12 protein-coding genes are annotated in these 15,829 nt (G+C 71.5%); 6 read left to right on the top strand and 6 right to left on the bottom strand.

The window, feature by feature from the left end; all coding sequences use genetic code 11:
• Positions 1-2: 2 nt before the first annotated feature.
• Entirely contained in the window at positions 3-782 is a 780-nt protein-coding gene (locus OV427_RS48175; RefSeq protein ID WP_267863013.1) for a WbqC family protein, read from the bottom strand.
• 195 nt (positions 783-977) lie between these two features.
• Here OV427_RS48175 and OV427_RS48170 point away from each other — a divergent pair, with 195 nt between their 5' ends.
• A complete protein-coding gene (locus tag OV427_RS48170; protein WP_267863012.1) occupies positions 978-3,041 on the top strand; it encodes an ATP-binding protein in 2,064 nt (687 codons plus the stop codon).
• 4 nt (positions 3,042-3,045) lie between these two features.
• Here the strand turns inward: OV427_RS48170 and OV427_RS48165 are convergent, their stop codons facing one another.
• Positions 3,046-3,828, bottom strand: a complete 783-nt coding sequence (locus tag OV427_RS48165) for a phytanoyl-CoA dioxygenase family protein (RefSeq protein WP_267863011.1) — start codon at positions 3,826-3,828, stop codon at positions 3,046-3,048.
• A 143-nt stretch (positions 3,829-3,971) separates the two neighbouring features.
• Between OV427_RS48165 and OV427_RS48160 the strand changes: the two genes are divergently transcribed.
• The 5 genes from OV427_RS48160 (at position 3,972) to OV427_RS48140 (ending at position 10,109) form a co-directional block, all read left to right on the top strand.
• Positions 3,972-4,937, top strand: coding sequence for an alpha/beta fold hydrolase (locus OV427_RS48160; RefSeq protein WP_267863010.1), 966 nt, complete (start codon positions 3,972-3,974; stop codon positions 4,935-4,937).
• Between the two features lie 264 nt (positions 4,938-5,201).
• The gene (locus tag OV427_RS48155) at positions 5,202-6,161 is read left to right on the top strand and encodes a hypothetical protein (RefSeq protein ID WP_267863009.1); all 960 of its coding nucleotides are present in this window, start codon (positions 5,202-5,204) and stop codon (positions 6,159-6,161) included.
• Positions 6,162-6,283: 122 nt separating this feature from the next.
• A complete protein-coding gene (locus OV427_RS48150) occupies positions 6,284-6,973 on the top strand; it encodes a response regulator transcription factor (RefSeq protein ID WP_267863008.1) in 690 nt (229 codons plus the stop codon).
• A complete protein-coding gene (locus OV427_RS48145; RefSeq protein ID WP_267863007.1) occupies positions 6,970-8,397 on the top strand; it encodes a HAMP domain-containing sensor histidine kinase in 1,428 nt (475 codons plus the stop codon). Before OV427_RS48150 ends, OV427_RS48145 begins: the two co-directional genes overlap by 4 nt.
• A 119-nt stretch (positions 8,398-8,516) precedes the next feature.
• The gene (locus OV427_RS48140) at positions 8,517-10,109 is read left to right on the top strand and encodes a hypothetical protein (RefSeq protein ID WP_267863006.1); all 1,593 of its coding nucleotides are present in this window, start codon (positions 8,517-8,519) and stop codon (positions 10,107-10,109) included.
• A gap of 108 nt (positions 10,110-10,217) precedes the next feature.
• On the opposite strand, the gene OV427_RS48135 is transcribed toward OV427_RS48140, so the two are convergent.
• From OV427_RS48135 to OV427_RS48120, 4 genes are read right to left on the bottom strand one after another with little or no spacing between them, the layout of a single operon-like run.
• The gene (locus OV427_RS48135; protein ID WP_267863005.1) at positions 10,218-10,910 is read right to left on the bottom strand and encodes a class I SAM-dependent methyltransferase; all 693 of its coding nucleotides are present in this window, start codon (positions 10,908-10,910) and stop codon (positions 10,218-10,220) included.
• A gap of 39 nt (positions 10,911-10,949) precedes the next feature.
• A complete protein-coding gene (locus tag OV427_RS48130) occupies positions 10,950-12,611 on the bottom strand; it encodes an ABC transporter substrate-binding protein (protein ID WP_267863004.1) in 1,662 nt (553 codons plus the stop codon).
• A gap of 14 nt (positions 12,612-12,625) precedes the next feature.
• The gene (locus tag OV427_RS48125; protein ID WP_267863003.1) at positions 12,626-13,762 is read right to left on the bottom strand and encodes an SCO family protein; all 1,137 of its coding nucleotides are present in this window, start codon (positions 13,760-13,762) and stop codon (positions 12,626-12,628) included.
• A complete protein-coding gene (locus OV427_RS48120) occupies positions 13,762-15,738 on the bottom strand; it encodes a YncE family protein (protein ID WP_267863002.1) in 1,977 nt (658 codons plus the stop codon). Before OV427_RS48120 ends, OV427_RS48125 begins: the two co-directional genes overlap by 1 nt.
• Positions 15,739-15,829: the final 91 nt, after the last annotated feature.

Here is a 15,829-nt window from a genome sequence, read left to right as displayed (position 1 = left end):
CCTCAGGGCGCCGGGGCGAAGGGCCCCCAGGGCGAGGGCTCCAGCCACTGGCGCACCTCGTCCACGGGGACGTTGGCCAGCACGTCCACCAGCGACATGCCGTGGACGAAGCGGCCCTCGCGGCCCTGCGGGTAGGGCGGGTGCCGGAAGCGCTGCCACAACACGCGCACGTCCGCGTCCCGGAACAGGCCCGTCTGCAGGTACAGCGACGAGCCCAGGCCCGAGTAGTAGGTGTGCGCGCCGAGCTGCTGGCAGTACGCCACCAGCCGTCCCGACTTGTCCTCGCCCTGGCGCTCCAGCGTGGAGGCCAGCAGGACGTGGGGCCGCAGCCCCAGCGGCTCGTGGAACAGCGCCATGCTCGACAGCAGCACCCGCAGCAACGAGCCCGGCCCGCCCTCGCGCGCCGCCGCGTCGTAGAAGGGCTCCATGAGCGGCAGCACCTGCGTGGCGAAGTGCGGCCGCCGTCCGTACAGCGTCACCAGCGTCTGGAGGTGCTTGCGTGCCCACGGCTGGCGCGTGTCCACCGCCAGGTCGCTGATGAGCGTGTCCCGGTGCGGATCCTCCAGGGGGATGGACAGCCACTGGAAGCCGGGCTCGGTGGGCGGGGGCACGGGGACGTTGGCCGGCAGCGCCACGCGGGTGCGCCGCTGCCAGCCGCGCCGCAGCCACTGCACGTTGTCCAGCACCAGCAGGGTGCCCGCGCGCGCCACCTGCTCGTAGAAGTCCACCCACGGCAGGTAGTGAGGCTGCTCGGCCACCAGGATTCCAGGGATACCCGGCACGCTTTCGATGATATGCGGCCGCGACGCCTGCCGTGGCCAGACATCAACCCGTGAAGTCACCTGATTACAGGCCGCTGGCAGACCATGGGGCCGGATAGACCCGCCCTGCGGGGTGGATGGGTGGGTCTGGATTCTCGTACTGCGGGGCTGTAACATTTTAAGTGTACGGCTTCCGCAGGAAGCGGGAAGGGCGGGATGAAGTTCCTCTGCGTCAGCACCGAGCCTCAGCACCCCGTGGCGGAGGAGCTGCGTCGGCAGGGCCAGGACGTCTCCGTGGCCTCGACGGTGCTGGAGGCGGGCTCGGCGCTGGTGCACGGGCCGGTGGACGTGCTGGTGGTGGAGTCCGGGGACCTGGCGGCGGACGCGCGGTGGCTGGACTCGCTGCGGATGCGGGCGCGGCCGGACGAGCCGCTGGTGCTGGGGGTGGCGCGGACGGACTCGGACGCGGACCTGGAGCCGCTGCTGGCGGCGGGCGTGGACGAGTACCTGGTGGCGCCCTTCACCCCGAGCGAGGTGCGCGCGCGGCGGCTGATGCTGGAGCGACGCGGCGCGGCGCGGCGTCAGCGGCGGACGTCCGAGGAGGCGGCGCGCGGGGAGATGGAGCGGCTGGCCGCCATCATCCAGACGCAGGCAGACGTGGCGCTGGCGGGGCTGGACCTGGATGAAATCATGCGGCTGCTGTGCGAGCGCGCGCGGGTGCTGTGCGGCGCGGAGGGCGCGGCGGTGGCGTTGATGGAGGAGGGGATTGTCGAGTACCGCGTGGCCACCGGCAGCGTGGCCCAGCACACCGGCTTCAAGCTGAGGGTGGAGGGCAGCCTCACCGGCGCCAGCCTGCTGCGCGGCGAGGTCATGCGCACGGACGACACCGAGGAGGATGTGCGCGTCAACGTGCACGCCACGCGGCAGGTGGGGGCGCGCTCGATGATTTGCGTCCCACTCTGGCGCGAGGCGCGGCCGGTGGGGGCGCTCAACGTCATCTCCATCCGGCCGAACGCGTTCGATGACCGGGACGTGCGCACGCTGGAGCTGATGGCGGGCCTGCTCGGCGCGGCCATGGGCAACGCCGCGGAGGCGAAGGCGCGCCAGGAGCTGATGGCCCAGCGCACGGCCGCGCTTGCGGCGCTGCAGGAGTCGCAGGAGCTGTTCGCGTCCTTCATGAACAACAGCCCGGTGGTGGCCTTCATCAAGGACGAGCAGGGCCGGCGCATCTGGGTGAACGAGTCCTACCGCCGCTTCTTCCGGCTGCCGGAAGGGGTGGACCTGGCGCTCATCGACGACACGGCGCTGATGCCGGTGGCGTCCGCGGAGCACGTGCGCCGGGAGGACCAGGCGGTGCTCGCGTCGGGCAAGGCCTGGGCCAGCGAGGGCATGATTCCGTCACCGGACGGCAGCGAGCGCTACTGGCTCACCTACCGCTTCATCGTGAAGGAGCGCTCCGGGCGGCGCCTGTTGGGCGGCGTGTCGCTGGACGTCACCGAGCGCAAGTCCATGCAGGCGCAGCTCGTGGTGGCGGACCGGCTGGCGGCGGTGGGCACGCTGGCGGCCGGCGTGGCGCACGAAATCAACAACCCGCTGGCCTTCGTGCTGTCCAACCTGTCCTTCCTCTCCGGTGAGCTGCAGGGCGTGTCCCGCGAGCTGCCGCCGGGGCGCACCGCGGAGATGGAAGAAGTGCTGCGCGAGGCTTCCGACGGCGCGCACCGCGTGCGGCAGATCGTCCGGGACCTGCGCACCTTCTCGCGCGGGGACGACGAGGTGGCCACCGCCGTCAACGTGCAGGCGGTGCTCGAGTCGGCGATTACGATGGCGCGCGGCGAGCTGAAGATGCGGGCGCAGATTGTCCGCGAGTACCGCGAGGTGCCGCTGGTGGAGGGCAACGAGGGGCGCTTCGGGCAGGTGTTCCTCAACCTGCTCATCAACGCCGCGCAGGCCATTCCGCAGGGCAAGCCGGACCAGCACGAGGTTCGCCTGGTGCTGCGCCACTCGGGAGACCGGGTCATCGTGGAGGTGAAGGACACCGGCGTCGGCATGCCGCCGGAGGTGCGCGCGCGCATCTTCGACCCGTTCTTCACCACCAAGCCGGTGGGCGAGGGCACCGGGCTGGGGCTGTCCATCTGCCACGGCATCGTCACCGGCTTCGGCGGCGAAATCACCGTGGAGAGCGAGGAGGGGCGGGGCAGCACCTTCCGCGTCGTCCTCCCGGTGGCGCAGCGCGGCCGCGACGTGGCCCTGCCCCCCATTCGCCCTCACCTGCTGACCTGAGCCTCTAGCGCCGGAACACGGGCGGGAAGACGCGCGGGGCCTTCTTCTTCCTCAGGCAGCGGACGTCCGCGCCCATGTAGCAGGCGGAGAAGGCGCGGCGGCGCAACCCGGGACGCCCGCGTCCGGAGCGGTGCCATACGTGGTTGTGGATGAGGATGGACTCGCCGGCGCGGGCGGGAAGGAGCAGGGCGCGGTGCTCGGCGTCCGCGGCGGCCACCGCGTCCGTGGGGATGACGCCGCCCAGCGCCGTCACCAGGCCGTCCCGGTGGCTGCCGGGGACCACTTCCAGACAGCCGCCGCCCTCGGGTGCGTCGTCCAGCGCCGTCCAGATCTGCAAATCCGGCTCGCGGGTGAGGCCCCACAGCCGGCCCCCGTCCTGGTGCCAGGGCAGGTTGCTGCCCCCGGCCTGGCCCTTGTGGAAGAGGATGGCGCGGTAGAGGACGACGTCGCCGGAGATGCGGGCGCGGGCGATGCGCTCGAACAGCGGGTTCTCCAGCCACGCCAGGAAGCGCGGGTCCTTCTCCAGCTTCTCCAGCTTGCGGTAGTCCAGCGACGGCCCCTGCCAGCCCAGCCCCAGGGGCGCGTCTTCGTACCGGCCCGTGGTCGCGTCCGGCTGGAAGAACATGCCCTCATGGACGACGCGGCCGAGCATGAGGTCGTCCGCCCGCTCGCGCAGGGCCTCCAGGCCCTCGTCGCCGAGCACGCGGCCCAGCCGCGCGTAGCCGTGCTCGGCGTAGTGTGCGAGCGCCAGGCTGATATCGAACTGTTCCGCGTCCACGCAGAGCATGCGCTCACTCATAACCCGGCCGCGCACGGTAGGGGGAGCGTCACGGTGGGGTGCCGGAGGAGGCCGCCGTGGCGCGGGGGCGCTTGCCTGGTGGCAGGGAGACCTTGCGCCCCCCGCCTGGGCGCCCCATGGTTGGAAGTGGCATGCCCTACCGCCGCTCCACGCGCTTCGTCACCGCCCCGGATGGGACCCGGGTGGCCTGGCATACACACCAAGGCAACCTGCTGGAGGACTCCGCCGACACGGAGCTCGCGGAGCGGCCGACGGTGCTGCTGACCAACGGCATCGGCACGTCGGAGAACTTCTGGCGCTACATCGTCGCCAACCTGGAGCAGGACCACCGGGTGGTGCACTGGAACTACCGCGGGCACGGCAGCAGCGAGAATTCCATCAGCGGCGACTACCGCGTGCCCGTGCACGTGGATGATCTGGAGCGCGTCACCGAGGCCGTGATGGCCCGGGGCAACGGGCGGCCGCCGCTGCACGTGGCCTTCTCCATGGGGGTGCGCGTCCTGCTCGAGCTGTACCGGAAGCGGCCGGACCTGGTGCCCGCGATGACGCTCATCGCCGGCACGCCCGGGGCGCCGGGCTCGGGGAAGGACAGCCTGCGCGCGCGCGTGGCGCTGTCCGCCACCCGGGGCCTGTTCCGGGCCACCACGCCCGCGCTGCCGCTGGCGGCGCCGGTGGCGCACGCGGTGATGGCCAGCCGCTTCGCCTATCCACTGGGACGCGCGGTGGGCGCGCTGCGCGCCCGGGCGCCACGCGCGGACATCGACGAGTTCATGCATGCACTGCGGCGGATGAGCCCGGAGGCGTACTGGTACACGCTGCGCGGGCTGGCGGAGGGACACGCGTGGGACGTGGTGGGCCGCGTGAGGGTGCCCACGCTCATCATCGCCGCGAGAGATGACACCCTGGTGCCCCTGAGCGAGGTGGAGCGCATGCGCGATGCCATGCCCCACGCGCACTGGATGCGGGTGGATGACGCCGGCCACGCGGGGCTCCTGGAGGCGGGCACGGAGATCGCCGACGCCGTGCGCGCCTTCCTCGTGCAGCACGGCATGGAGGCGGCCCGTCCGGGCTCGCCCGCCGAGCCGCTTCCGGGCTGAAACACGGCGGCCACAATTTCGTGGGCCCCAATATCCAGTTCTGGATGCTGGCCCACGTCTGTGTCCAGTCGCGGATGGAGCGGATGTCTGTCATTGGATGAACGCGGGACGGCCGGGGGCGGAGCCGGGGCCGTTCAGGTACTGTGATTTTTACATCCATGGTGGATGCGAGGGACACCCGGCCCGGTCGTCCAAGCTTCCCTCCCGGGCGGATGATGTCTTGCGCCGCCCGGCGTGAGTCCGCTGTCCCCTGAGGGGAAGCACATGCAGACCGTCGAGTCCGGCCGCTGCCGCGGCATGAGAAGTCGTGTCGCTTCGTGGTCCCTGGCGTCGTGTGTCCTGCTGCTGGGGACGGGAGGGTGCGGGCCGGTGGAGGACCCTCCCGCCGAGCCCCCCGCGCTTCGTACCCAGGGCCAGGACGTCGAGACCGACAACAACCTGTCCCTCAATGGCTTGTCATTCAACGGCCTGTCATTCAATGGCCTGTCTTTCAACGGGCTGTCGTTCAACGGCCTGACGACGCCGTCCTTTCATTCGTGGTTCGACTCCAATCCGGCGAAGGCCAACGAGGTGATGCGCTACCTCGTCCGCTGTGCCGTGGCGGCGGGACAGACGCGCACGTACACGCAGCCCACGTCGGGACAGACGTATACCTGGCCAGGAGCCCTGGGACTGGCGCCGGTGTGGGCCGGTGGCTCGCCAGCGTCGACGCTCGAGCAGCAGCTCGTCTCCGCGTGCCTCGCCGCCCATGTGAATCCCTACGGGGTGAATGTCCCCATCTCCGTGCTGGGCCGGCACGCGCAGGGGCAGGTCATCCCGTATACGAGCGATGAGCTGAACACCTTCCCGAAGCAGGAGTCGTGCTTCTTCGGCAACCTCTTCACCGGGCAGGGCATCTACGCGGGCAGTCGGGGGACGCTGCTGAACCAGAGCTTGAGCAGTTCGCGGGCGTGCGCCGTGGTGGACGGCTCGGGGAGCCAGCGCAGGCAGTGCCTGCCCATCTACTTCGTCGGCGAGTGCGCCAGTCATTGCACGCTGGATGCCTCGGGGTTGTTCTACGCCCAATGCACCTACGCGAACGTCACGTACCGGCCCCTCGTCACGCGGCTGAGGGACCGGGACATCTACCGGTGCGGTGATGGCATCTGCCAGGTGACCGAGTCGTGCGGGAACGTCAACTGGTACAACAGCTGCCTCCCGGACTGCGGCGTCTGCGGCGGGTGAGTCCGGGCGCGTCATGGGCGTCCGCGCGGCCCGTCCCCGAGGGTCTGGCTCCGCCCGGCACAACCGTGAAAAAGTGCACACGGGTGTGAGGCTGGCAGTGGCCTCCGAAGGGGGGCTGTACCGTGAAGATCCTGCTCGTCGAGGACGAGGAGAAGATGGTGGCGCTCCTCCAGCGCGGGTTGGCGGAGGAGGGCCACACAGTGGACGTGTGCTCGGAGGGCCGCGAGGCGCGGGAGCGCGGTGCTCAGGATGGCTACGAGGTCATCATCCTCGACTGGGCCCTGCCGGGCGTGGATGGCCTCACGCTGCTGAAGCACTGGAGGAGCGCCGGGGTGCGCACGCCGGTGTTGATGCTCACCGCGCGAGGCACGACGCCGGAGAAGGTGGCGGGGCTGCGCTCGGGCGCGGACGACTACCTGGTGAAGCCCTTCGACTTCGACGAGCTGCTGGCGCGCCTGGAGGCGCTGTGCCGCAGGGGCGAGCCGGAGGATGGGCTGCTGCGGCTCGGGGGCCTGGTGCTGGACCCCGGCCGCCGGGTGTTGCGCCAGGGCGCGCGCGAGGAGCCGCTGACGGCGCGCGAGTTCGCGCTCTTCTCCGCGCTGGCGAAGCATCCGGGAGAGCCCCAGGTGCGAGCCCGGCTGCTGACCCAGGCGTGGGGGCCGGACTTCGACGGCAGTGGCAACGTGCTGGAGGTCTACGTGGGCTACCTGCGCACGAAGCTGGAGCGGCTGGAGGCGACGGACGTCACCATCCGCTCCGTGCGGGGCGTGGGTTACAAGCTGGTGGTGGCATCCGGGGACGGGTCGCCTTGACGCTGACGCGGCGGCTGTGGCTGTTGGGGGCGCTGGTTCCGACGCTGGCCACGCTCGCTGCGCTGGTCATCGCGGGGCGGCTGTTCCGCTATGACCTGGAGCGCTCGCTGGACCGGGCGCTGCTGGCGCAGGCCGCGGTGGAGAGCGTCAGCCTCTTCGACGGCCCCGACCAGGAGGTGCACCTGCACATGGCGGTGTCCCCGCTGGTGGACCAGGTGCGTCCCTTCGCGCCGCAGGGCTACCTCTACGGGCCGGATGGAATGCTGGTGATGCGCTACCCGCCGCTCCCGGAGCAGGCCCACCTGGAGGAGCGCCTCGTGCCCGGTGTGCCCGGCGCGGAGCCGGCGCTCTCCACGCGGACGGACGCGGACGGTGGCCGGTGGCGCGAGGTGCTGGTGAACGTGCGCTCGCCGCACGGGGAGCGGTTCGCCCTGCGGCTGTCGGCGTCGCTGGGGCAGGTGGATGGCTCGGTGGGCACGTACTACCGCATGGCCTTCTCGCTGGCGGCGGTGACAGGGCTCCTGCTGCTGGGGGTGCAGACGCTCCAGGCCCGGCGGCTGGCCCGGAGGCTGGATGCGATTACCGGGCACCTGGGCCAGTTGCGCGAGGGGGACTTCTCGAACGCGCCGGCGGAGGACCTGGGCCGTGACGAGATTGGCGAGCTGCGGGCGGTGCTGGCCGAGGCGACGCAGCGGCTGCGGGGCGCGAGGGAGGCGCAGGAGCGGCTCATCGCGGACGCGGCGCATGAGCTGCGCACGCCGCTGTCACTGATGCGGACGACCATGGACCTGGCGCTGCGACGGGAGCGGGAGCCGGAGGAGCTCCGGGCCAGCCTGCGCGAGGCGCGGCGCGAGGTGGAGCGACTGGCGGTGCTGGCGGGGAGCCTGCTGGACCTGGCATCGGTGGGGCGGGGGGCGTGGGACCGCAAGAAGGGGGACCTGGCGGTGGTGGTGGCCCAGGCGGTGGAGGGAGCACGCGCGGAGGCGGAGCGGCGGGGCCTGCTCATCCACCTGGACGCGCCGGAGCCCGCGGAGGCGCACTTCGATGCGGGAGGGCTGCGGCAGGCGGTGGACAACCTGCTGGCCAACGCCCTGAAGTTCTCACCGGAGGGTGGGGAGATCCGCGTGCGGCTGTCGCGGGAGGCGGAGCGCTACCGGGTCAGCGTGTCGGATGACGGACCGGGTATTCCACCCGCCGCGCGTGAAGCGGTGTTCGCCCCCTTCCACCGGCTGGCGGACACCGCGGCCGGCAGGCCCGGGGTGGGGTTGGGGCTGGCCATCGTCCGCGAGGTGGCGGCGAAGCATGGCGGCCGTGCGTACGTAGCGGACAGTGCCGCGGGCGGGGCGGAGGTGGTCCTCGAGGTGCCCGTCGCCGCGGGCGCGGTCCAGACCCGGCCGGAACCGAACCGCGGCACCCTGGCCTGATGTCGGGCAGGGCGTCCGGTGCCGAGCGCGCGCCTGCCCTCGTGGCCCCCTTGGGGAAGTCCACGGCCGCATCCACCCTCGACGGGTAGGGGCGGTGACCCGACTCAAGGACAGTCTCGATGTCGACATTCCGTGGTCGACGCACCCGTGGGCTCTCCACGTGCTTCGCCCTGGCGCTCCTGCTCCTGTCTGCGTGCGCCTGTGAGAGCGCCGAAAAGGGCGCGCCAGACGGCCAGCCGCCCCCTGCGTCCACGCCCACCGACGAGCGGCCAGGCCTGTTCAATGCCTCGGCCCTCAGGGTCAGTCGCTCCCCGGACCGTGCGGAAGAACAGGCGCTCGCGGGGAGCACGCTCCAGGGCAGCGTTGCCATCTTCGTGGCCCACGGCGCTGGAAGTGGCATCACCCGGGTGGAGTTCTTCCTGGACGCACCCACCCGGGAGCGCTCGCCGATATCCCTGGACCTCAGCGTCCCCTTCGACTTCGCGGGGACGGCGCTCGACGGGAGGGCCACGCTCTACGATACGCGGCAGTTCGCCGACGGGGACCACTCCCTCACGGTGGTCGTCCACGACGCCGACTTCCATGTGGATGAGGCCACCGCGAGCTTCACGGTGGCCAACGCTTCGGTCCCCGCGCCGCCGCCCGTTCCCTTGCCTCCGCCCGTACCCTCGGCGCCTCCCGGACTGCGCACCGTGGATGCGTGGGAGCGGCTGTTCCTGAACACCTGGGAGCGCGAGCACAGGATGGAATACCTGCCCCGGAGCAAGTCGACGGACAGCTGGGACTTCTACAGCCTCGCGTACGGCATCGACGCCAACACCGCGATGTACCGGGCCACCGGACGGACCGTGTACCTCGACCGCGCGCTGCTCTACGTCAACAACCTGGTCGACACGGCCCGCGTCTCCCGGTCTCTCCCCCGGAGCCAGTTCAAGGACGGTTTCCTCGGCTGGGCTTCGACCCTGTCGGACCCCGCGGGGGAGGAGGTGCCGCTGTACGAGAGCTACTGCTGGCGCTACGTCACGCGCCTGCTGCGCGTCATCCGCGAAACGCCCGAGCTCTACGTCAACACCGCCTATCGCTCGCAGTACGAGCGACTGCTGGCCTTCACCGAGAAGAACATCTTCGAGAAGTGGTTCGTGCGCGGGGCGGACGCCTTCATCTACCGCAGCCGCACGCACCTGGCCGCGCACTGGGCCTTCATCGCCATGGACCTGGCGCTCATGACGGCGGACACCGCCGCGCGGCCCACCTACCAGGCCGTCTTCGACAACATCAACCAGGACCTGCCCAACGTCAGTGCGTCCCTGCGCGCGCAGCTCGAACCCCACCCCCGCTACCCGGAAGCGTGGTTCTGGAGTGACAGGTGGGGCTCGCACGAGCCGCCCGGGCAGGACGTGGCGCACGCGAACGGCGTGCTCGCGTTCCTCGTCGAGGCGCACGACGCCGGTCTCACGTGGACGGATGACGACCTCCGGCGCTTCACCGCGACGCTCAACACCGTCATCTGGCCCGAGGACGGGACGTACGCGGAATACGTCGACGGCTCCGGGAGCGGTGACGGCTGGTTCAACGATGGCCTGATGAAGCTCGGCCGCTACGACATCGGCCTGCAGCGCCGGCTGGAGCAGCACCGCGTGGGGCAGAACATCCAGTTCTTCGCCAACGGCGCGCTCAACGTGCGCATCCTGTCCGAGCACCAGGGGCCTTGAGGCGAAGGCTCGAGCCTCCACATCGAGCTTCAGGCGGGGAGGACATGCCTCATCCCGCTTCCTGGTCGGAGGCACCACCCGCCGCGGGCAGCAGGTCGACCCCCAGGGTCATTGGCTGGACGCGGGCTGCAGGAACAGCAGGTAGTGGTCCGGAAGGTCGTTGTACTCGGACACGATGGAGTAGCCCGCCTGCTGTGCGGCGGCGACGAGCGGAGGGCGCATCGCCCGAAGGTGCGTCACCGCGATACGGCCATTCGGGGTGAGGGCGAGACGCAGCCTGGTCAGGTAGGCCACACGGTCCGAGAGGAAGTGGTCCACCTCGGAGAGAAGGATGAGGTCGTACGCACCGGGTTCGAGGCCCGGCTCGTCCGGCTCCACCTTGCGCACCACGACGTTCTTCCTCTCGGACGTGCGTGCGCGAAGCCGCTTGAGGGCCTCGTCGTTGATGTCGGTCGCGACCACCTGTCCCGCCGGACCGACGGCCTCCGAGAGTCGCTGCGTGAAGTAGCCCAGGCCCGCTCCGACATCGGCAATCCGCTGTCCCGGCACAATCCCCAGCGCGGCGATGAACCTGGCGGGCTGACGGGACTGGTCATACGAGGCCTGCACTCCCTCGATTCCTCCGAGCCCGTGCAGGTCGACGGGTTGCTCCACCGCGGGAGCCTCCGTCGCTGCCCGGGCGGGCTCGCGGCGCTTCGCCTCTCCGCTCTCGGAGCGACATGCGCCTGTCGTGGCCGTCACCAGACAGAGCAGCAGCCTCGCGAGACGACGGGGCGTTACATGGGCACGAAAGAGAGTCATCAACGGGTGCTCCTTCGAGGGTTGCACCCGCATGCTGGCTCACGGCGTCAGGGGAATCCACTCCGACGCCGCGACGAGCCCGCCCGTGGCCACGTCCAGCGCCGCGAGCTGCGCGCCCTGCACGCCCACGCGCCGGTTGATGCCGAAGGTGACGGGCGGAGACACGCCCGTGTCGAAGTCGCGCAGCGCTTCCAGGTGTTGCACCAGGCTGGCCCGCGTCACGTCCGCGCCGGTGCGCGTGAGGGCCTCCACCAGCACTCGCGCCGCCGCGTAGGCCCCGAGCTGGAAGGCCGTGTGTCCCGGCTCCAGGCCATGCCGCTCCATGAACGCGGCGAACGTCTTCAAGTCGGGCGCGCGGGCTCCCAGCCCCGCCGGGTACACGAAGCGCACGCTCCCAGCCGAGCTTCCCACCGCCACCGGGTCCGCGAGGCTCGCGGGAGCGAAGACGGGCACCCCGGGCGCATGTGCCTCCAGCGCCCGTAGCAGCGTGCCGAGTCCCGCCGAGGTGCCCGCGTACAGCACCGCGGGGGGAGGTGCCGCGGCCCACCGTTTCACCATGACCTCCAGCTCCGTCAGCGTCCCGTCCTCGCTCGGGGCCAGCTCCACCGGAGGTGCCAGCTCCCGGCGTTCCGCCTCCTCTCGCACCGCCCGGGCCCACGCGCTCCCGGCCTCGCCGCCCGCATGCGCGACGGCCAGAGGCTTGCGGCGCAGCTCGGGCTCGTGCAGCCGGGCCAGATGCTGCACCGTCAGCCGCGCCAGCGCGGGCTCATCCGGGTAGAGGAAGAACACGGGCGCGTCCTCGTCCGATGCGCCTCCGCCCAGCGTCAACGGCAACACCAGCGGCACGCCCTCCTGGGCCAGCAGTGAGTCCGAGGGCAGCGCGCCCTGTCGCACGCTGGCCACCATCGCCAGCACACCCCTGTCGAGCAGCCGCGAGGTGGCATCCGGTTCCGCTGCCGGCCCGCCCGGTCGCGCCCGCGAAAATGCCCCGCCTTCCACTGCCAGCCTGTCCGGACTCCCGAGAGTCCCTCCCGGTCGCGCATGGAGGGCCGCGTCGTCCTCCACCACCAGCTCCAGCTTCCGCCGGAAGATGCCGCCGCCCGCGTTCACGTCCGCGAACACCGCGCGCACCACGGCCGCGGCTTCCTGTCCCAGCGGACCGAGCCGCCCGCTGAGCGGCAGCGCGGCGCCCACGGTGAGGGTGGACGCGGTGACTCCCGGATCCGGCTGGTCACCCAGTTGTTGGAGGTACCCGAGCAGCTCCTCGCGCTCCACCTCACCCAGCGCATACCGGGGCATGGCCACGCCCAGCTCACGGCCGCTCGCGGACACGCCCTCCGTGACAGCGCGAAGCAGCAGCTCGCGCGTATACGCCGGGCGGGCCCGGTCCTCGACCTCGCCCACCGCGCGCGAGCGGACATGCCCGAGCGCGCCAGGGGTGATGTCCGGCACCTCCACGCCGCCCTCGCGACTGCCCCGGCCGCCGGGCCCATGGCAGCGCGCGCAGGCCGCCACCCCGCCGCTCAGCTCCACCCGCTCGGGCGCCAGGAACCCCATCAAGGGCTCGCCCCGGACGCTCTGGCCGCGCTGGAAGAGACTCCGCCCGCGCTTCGCCAACGCCGGGTCCACGGGGCGGGGTGCTTCGGTGCGCTTGCACCCGGCCACCAGCACCCACGCCGCCAGCACCCATGCCCACCGCATGCCGCTCACCGGAGTCACTTCGGGTCGTTCAGGTGTTCCACGGCGTGGACGATGTTCTCCACCTGCGCCATGGCGGGAGACTTCACCCACATGCCCGTGGCGGCATCACCGATGAGCAGTGTGGTGTTGTGCGCGTCGGGCGTGTCCACGTACCCGCCCAGCTTCTTCAGCACGAGGGTGATGTTCTCCCGCGAGCCGGTGAGGAAGTACCACCCCCGCTTGACGCCGAACTTCTTCGCGAAGGTGCCCAGGCTCTTGGGCGTGTCGTTCGCCGGGTCCACGGAGAGCGTAATCATCGTGATGTCCCTGCCCACGCGGTCGCCCAGCTTCTCCTGCACCTCGGTCAGGTGCTTGGTGATGGGCGAGCACGCCCCCTTGCACGAGGTGAAGGCGAAGTTGATGAGCACCTTCCGGCCGCGCACCAGGTCCTCGTAGAAGCGGTGCGTCTTGCCGTGCTGGTCCACCAGCTCCGTGTTGGTGAAGTACTTCGCGGCGGCCGCATCCTGGGCGGCGGAGTCGCTGCCCGTCGAGCCCAGCTCGGACGGGGCGGCGGACGCGGCCCGGGCCTCGCGAATGGCCTCCAGGATGCGGGAGGGGCTGCCCAGCCCGTCCACGCGCGTCCAGGAGTCCGCCACCGCGTTGCCCACGAGCACGGTGGGGCGGTGGGCCTCCTTGTCCGGCACGTAGCCGCCCAGGGCCACCAGCGCCTCCTTCACCTTCGCCGGCTCGCCGGTGAGGAAGGACCAGCCGGGCCCGGCCTTGAAGGGCTCGGCGAACTTCGCCATCCGCTCCGGCGTGTCGTTGGCCACGTCCAGGGTGATGGAGATGAAGCGCACGTCGCTCTTCGGACCCAGGTCCTGCTGCACGCGCGCCATCGTCGCCGTCATCGGCGTGCAGATGGTCTTGCACCGCGTGAAGATGAAGTTGATGGCCACGGTGTGCCCGCGGACCAGGTCCGTCCACAGCCGCACCTTGCGGCCCGTCTGGTCCACCAGCTCCACGTCCGGCACCTCCACGTCCAGGGACGCGGGCTTCGTGGCGGACGGTGGGGGCATGGGGACGGCGACGTCCGAGGCGAGCACGGGCGTGGCGAGCGCCAGCGCCAGCGCGGCGGCCGACTTCCAGAGGGAGGAAAGGGTGTACGTCTTCATCAGGGGACCTTGGTGGAAGCGGTGGCGGCGGGGGAGGGCAACACGCCCAGGGTGAAGGTGGGCAGGCGGCCCAGGTCGATGCCCCGGCTCTCCACGCCCACGACGAACTTGTACTGGCCGGGCTCCGGCGGAGCGAAGTCCACCTCGAACTGGCCCTCGGCGGTGCGGCGAGGCTCCGTGCGCCACTGCCACGTGCCCGGCGTCTTGAACATCAGCACGCGAATCTCCTCCGGCTGCACGGGCAGTCCACCCGTGCCCGCCGTGGGCTCCAGCTTGAAGCGCAGCGGTACCGTGGAGCCGGCGGTGAAGGTCGCCTTCGGGTCGAACTCCGGCGTGAGCGCCAGCGGCAGCTTCTTGACGAGCGCCGCGTCCTCGGGGACGCCGCCCACCTTCCATTCCGTGCAGACCACCGCGCGCGGGTTGTCCAGGAGGAACTGGACGTCGTAGGTGCCGTTCTCCCGCACCGTGCCCGAGGCCGTGTAGACGCCGGGCTCCACCTCGCGCAGCGAGCGGTCCAGCACCAGCACGGCGCGGGGCTCGCGGCCGTAGTTCAGGTGGGTGCCGCGCGGGGCCATCATGCCCTCCTGGTAGAGGTAGAGGGCGCGGTCCGCGGTGCCGGCGACGATGACGCCATTGCCCTCCGGCAGCGGGGCGATGGGGTCCGAGCGGCCCAGCTCGCGCGCCTCCGCCGGCGGTTTCTGCCCCATGGTGACGTGGACGACGGCCGGCTTGCCGGTGCCCTCCAGCGTCCTCAGCTCCACCAGGGATACGCGGCCCTCCTGCGTGTTGCGCACGTAGGCGAAGGCGTCCGTGAAGATGACGGAGTCCGGCGCGGAGAAGCCGGTGAGCGAGTGCGCCACCTGGCTCGTCGCCGCGTCCACGATGTCCACCACGCCGGCGTCCCGGTGCACCAGGAAGGCCCAGCGGCCGGTGCGGTCGAAGCGCAGGGCCTCCAGGCCCGGCTTCACGGGGATGCGGCGCGACACCTCGCGGGCGGCCGGGTCCACCACCAGCAGTTCGTGGGTCCGCGTCTGCGCCACGAAGACGGCGCGAGCCACCGGGCTCCAGGCCACCGCGCCCGCGCCCGCGCCAATCATCACCCGGCCCAGTACCTCGCGTGAGCCCACGTCCACGGCGATGAGCGAGTCTCCCTCCTCGCTGGTGAGCCACGCGGTGCGGCCCTCGTCGGAGAAGGCCATTTCATGCCGGCCGGGGCCCGCATCCACCGTCTCCACCACGGTGTGCGACGCGGTGTCGATGACGCTCACCGTGCCGTCCCCGTCGTTGCTCACCCACGCGGTGCGGCCGTCCGGGGCCACCGCGATGCGGCCCGGCTGCCGTCCCACGCGCACGGGACGCAGGGCGAGGAAGCGCTCCGTGTCCACCACGGACAGGGTGTTGGTGGAGGGCACCGTCACGTACACCGCCGAGCGGTCCTTCAGCAGCGCCCAGTCCGCCACCGCGCCGCCCACCGACACCAGGCTCTGCAGCTTGGTGCGGCCGAAGGCAATCTGCGGGTTGATGACGGACAGCGTGTGGTCGTGGTTGAGGGTGAGGAACCAGTAGGCGTTGAGGTCCACCTCCGCCCGCGCGGTCAGCAGTCCGCCCAGGTACGTCTTCACGCGCTCCTTGCACGCGGCGTCGTCCAGGGGCGCGCCGTCCCTGGCGCGCAGCGACAGCCAGCCGAGCGGCCGGCGGCCCTGGAGCGGCTCGCCCGTCTTCGCATCCTCGAGCACGAAGCGCGCGGTGCCCTCCAGTGGCGAGCCGCGTTCGGCAGCCAGGGGTCGCGGAGCCAGCGCCAGGTCGAAGGACACGGACACGCCCTCGCGCTCCACGGACACGGGGGGCGCGGTGATGGCGGGAAGAGGTGCGGCGGGAGGTGGAGGCTGGGGTGGGCGGGCCAGGAAGAGCCCACCGGCGGCCAGGAAGCCCGCGGTCAGCAGGCCGGAGGCGGTGAAGAGGATGCGCTTGCGCATGGGGTGTGCGGAGGAACCAGGGCGAAGGGAAACGAAGAAGCGGGCGCGGCGCGGGCGGGGGGAAGCCCCGCGCCGCACCCGATGCTGCTCT

Origin of the sequence: Pyxidicoccus sp. MSG2 (assembly GCF_026626705.1) — a bacterium.
Classification (GTDB): domain Bacteria; phylum Myxococcota; class Myxococcia; order Myxococcales; family Myxococcaceae; genus Myxococcus.
This window is presented reverse-complemented; position numbering and strand designations above follow the sequence as displayed.

Excerpts from the sequence above, each read along its gene's own strand:
- OV427_RS48170 (WP_267863012.1), top strand. The coding sequence starts at position 978 with ATGAAGTTCCTCTGCGTCAGCACCGAGCCTCAGCACCCCGTGGCGGAG.
- OV427_RS48120 (WP_267863002.1), bottom strand. The coding sequence starts at position 15,738 with ATGCGCAAGCGCATCCTCTTCACCGCCTCCGGCCTGCTGACCGCGGGC.
- OV427_RS48155 (WP_267863009.1), top strand. The coding sequence starts at position 5,202 with ATGCAGACCGTCGAGTCCGGCCGCTGCCGCGGCATGAGAAGTCGTGTC.
- OV427_RS48135 (WP_267863005.1), bottom strand. The coding sequence starts at position 10,910 with ATGACTCTCTTTCGTGCCCATGTAACGCCCCGTCGTCTCGCGAGGCTG.
- OV427_RS48130 (WP_267863004.1), bottom strand. The coding sequence starts at position 12,611 with ATGCGGTGGGCATGGGTGCTGGCGGCGTGGGTGCTGGTGGCCGGGTGC.
- OV427_RS48165 (WP_267863011.1), bottom strand. The coding sequence starts at position 3,828 with ATGCTCTGCGTGGACGCGGAACAGTTCGATATCAGCCTGGCGCTCGCA.
- OV427_RS48160 (WP_267863010.1), top strand. The coding sequence starts at position 3,972 with ATGCCCTACCGCCGCTCCACGCGCTTCGTCACCGCCCCGGATGGGACC.
- OV427_RS48140 (WP_267863006.1), top strand. The coding sequence starts at position 8,517 with ATGTCGACATTCCGTGGTCGACGCACCCGTGGGCTCTCCACGTGCTTC.
- OV427_RS48125 (WP_267863003.1), bottom strand. The coding sequence starts at position 13,762 with ATGAAGACGTACACCCTTTCCTCCCTCTGGAAGTCGGCCGCCGCGCTG.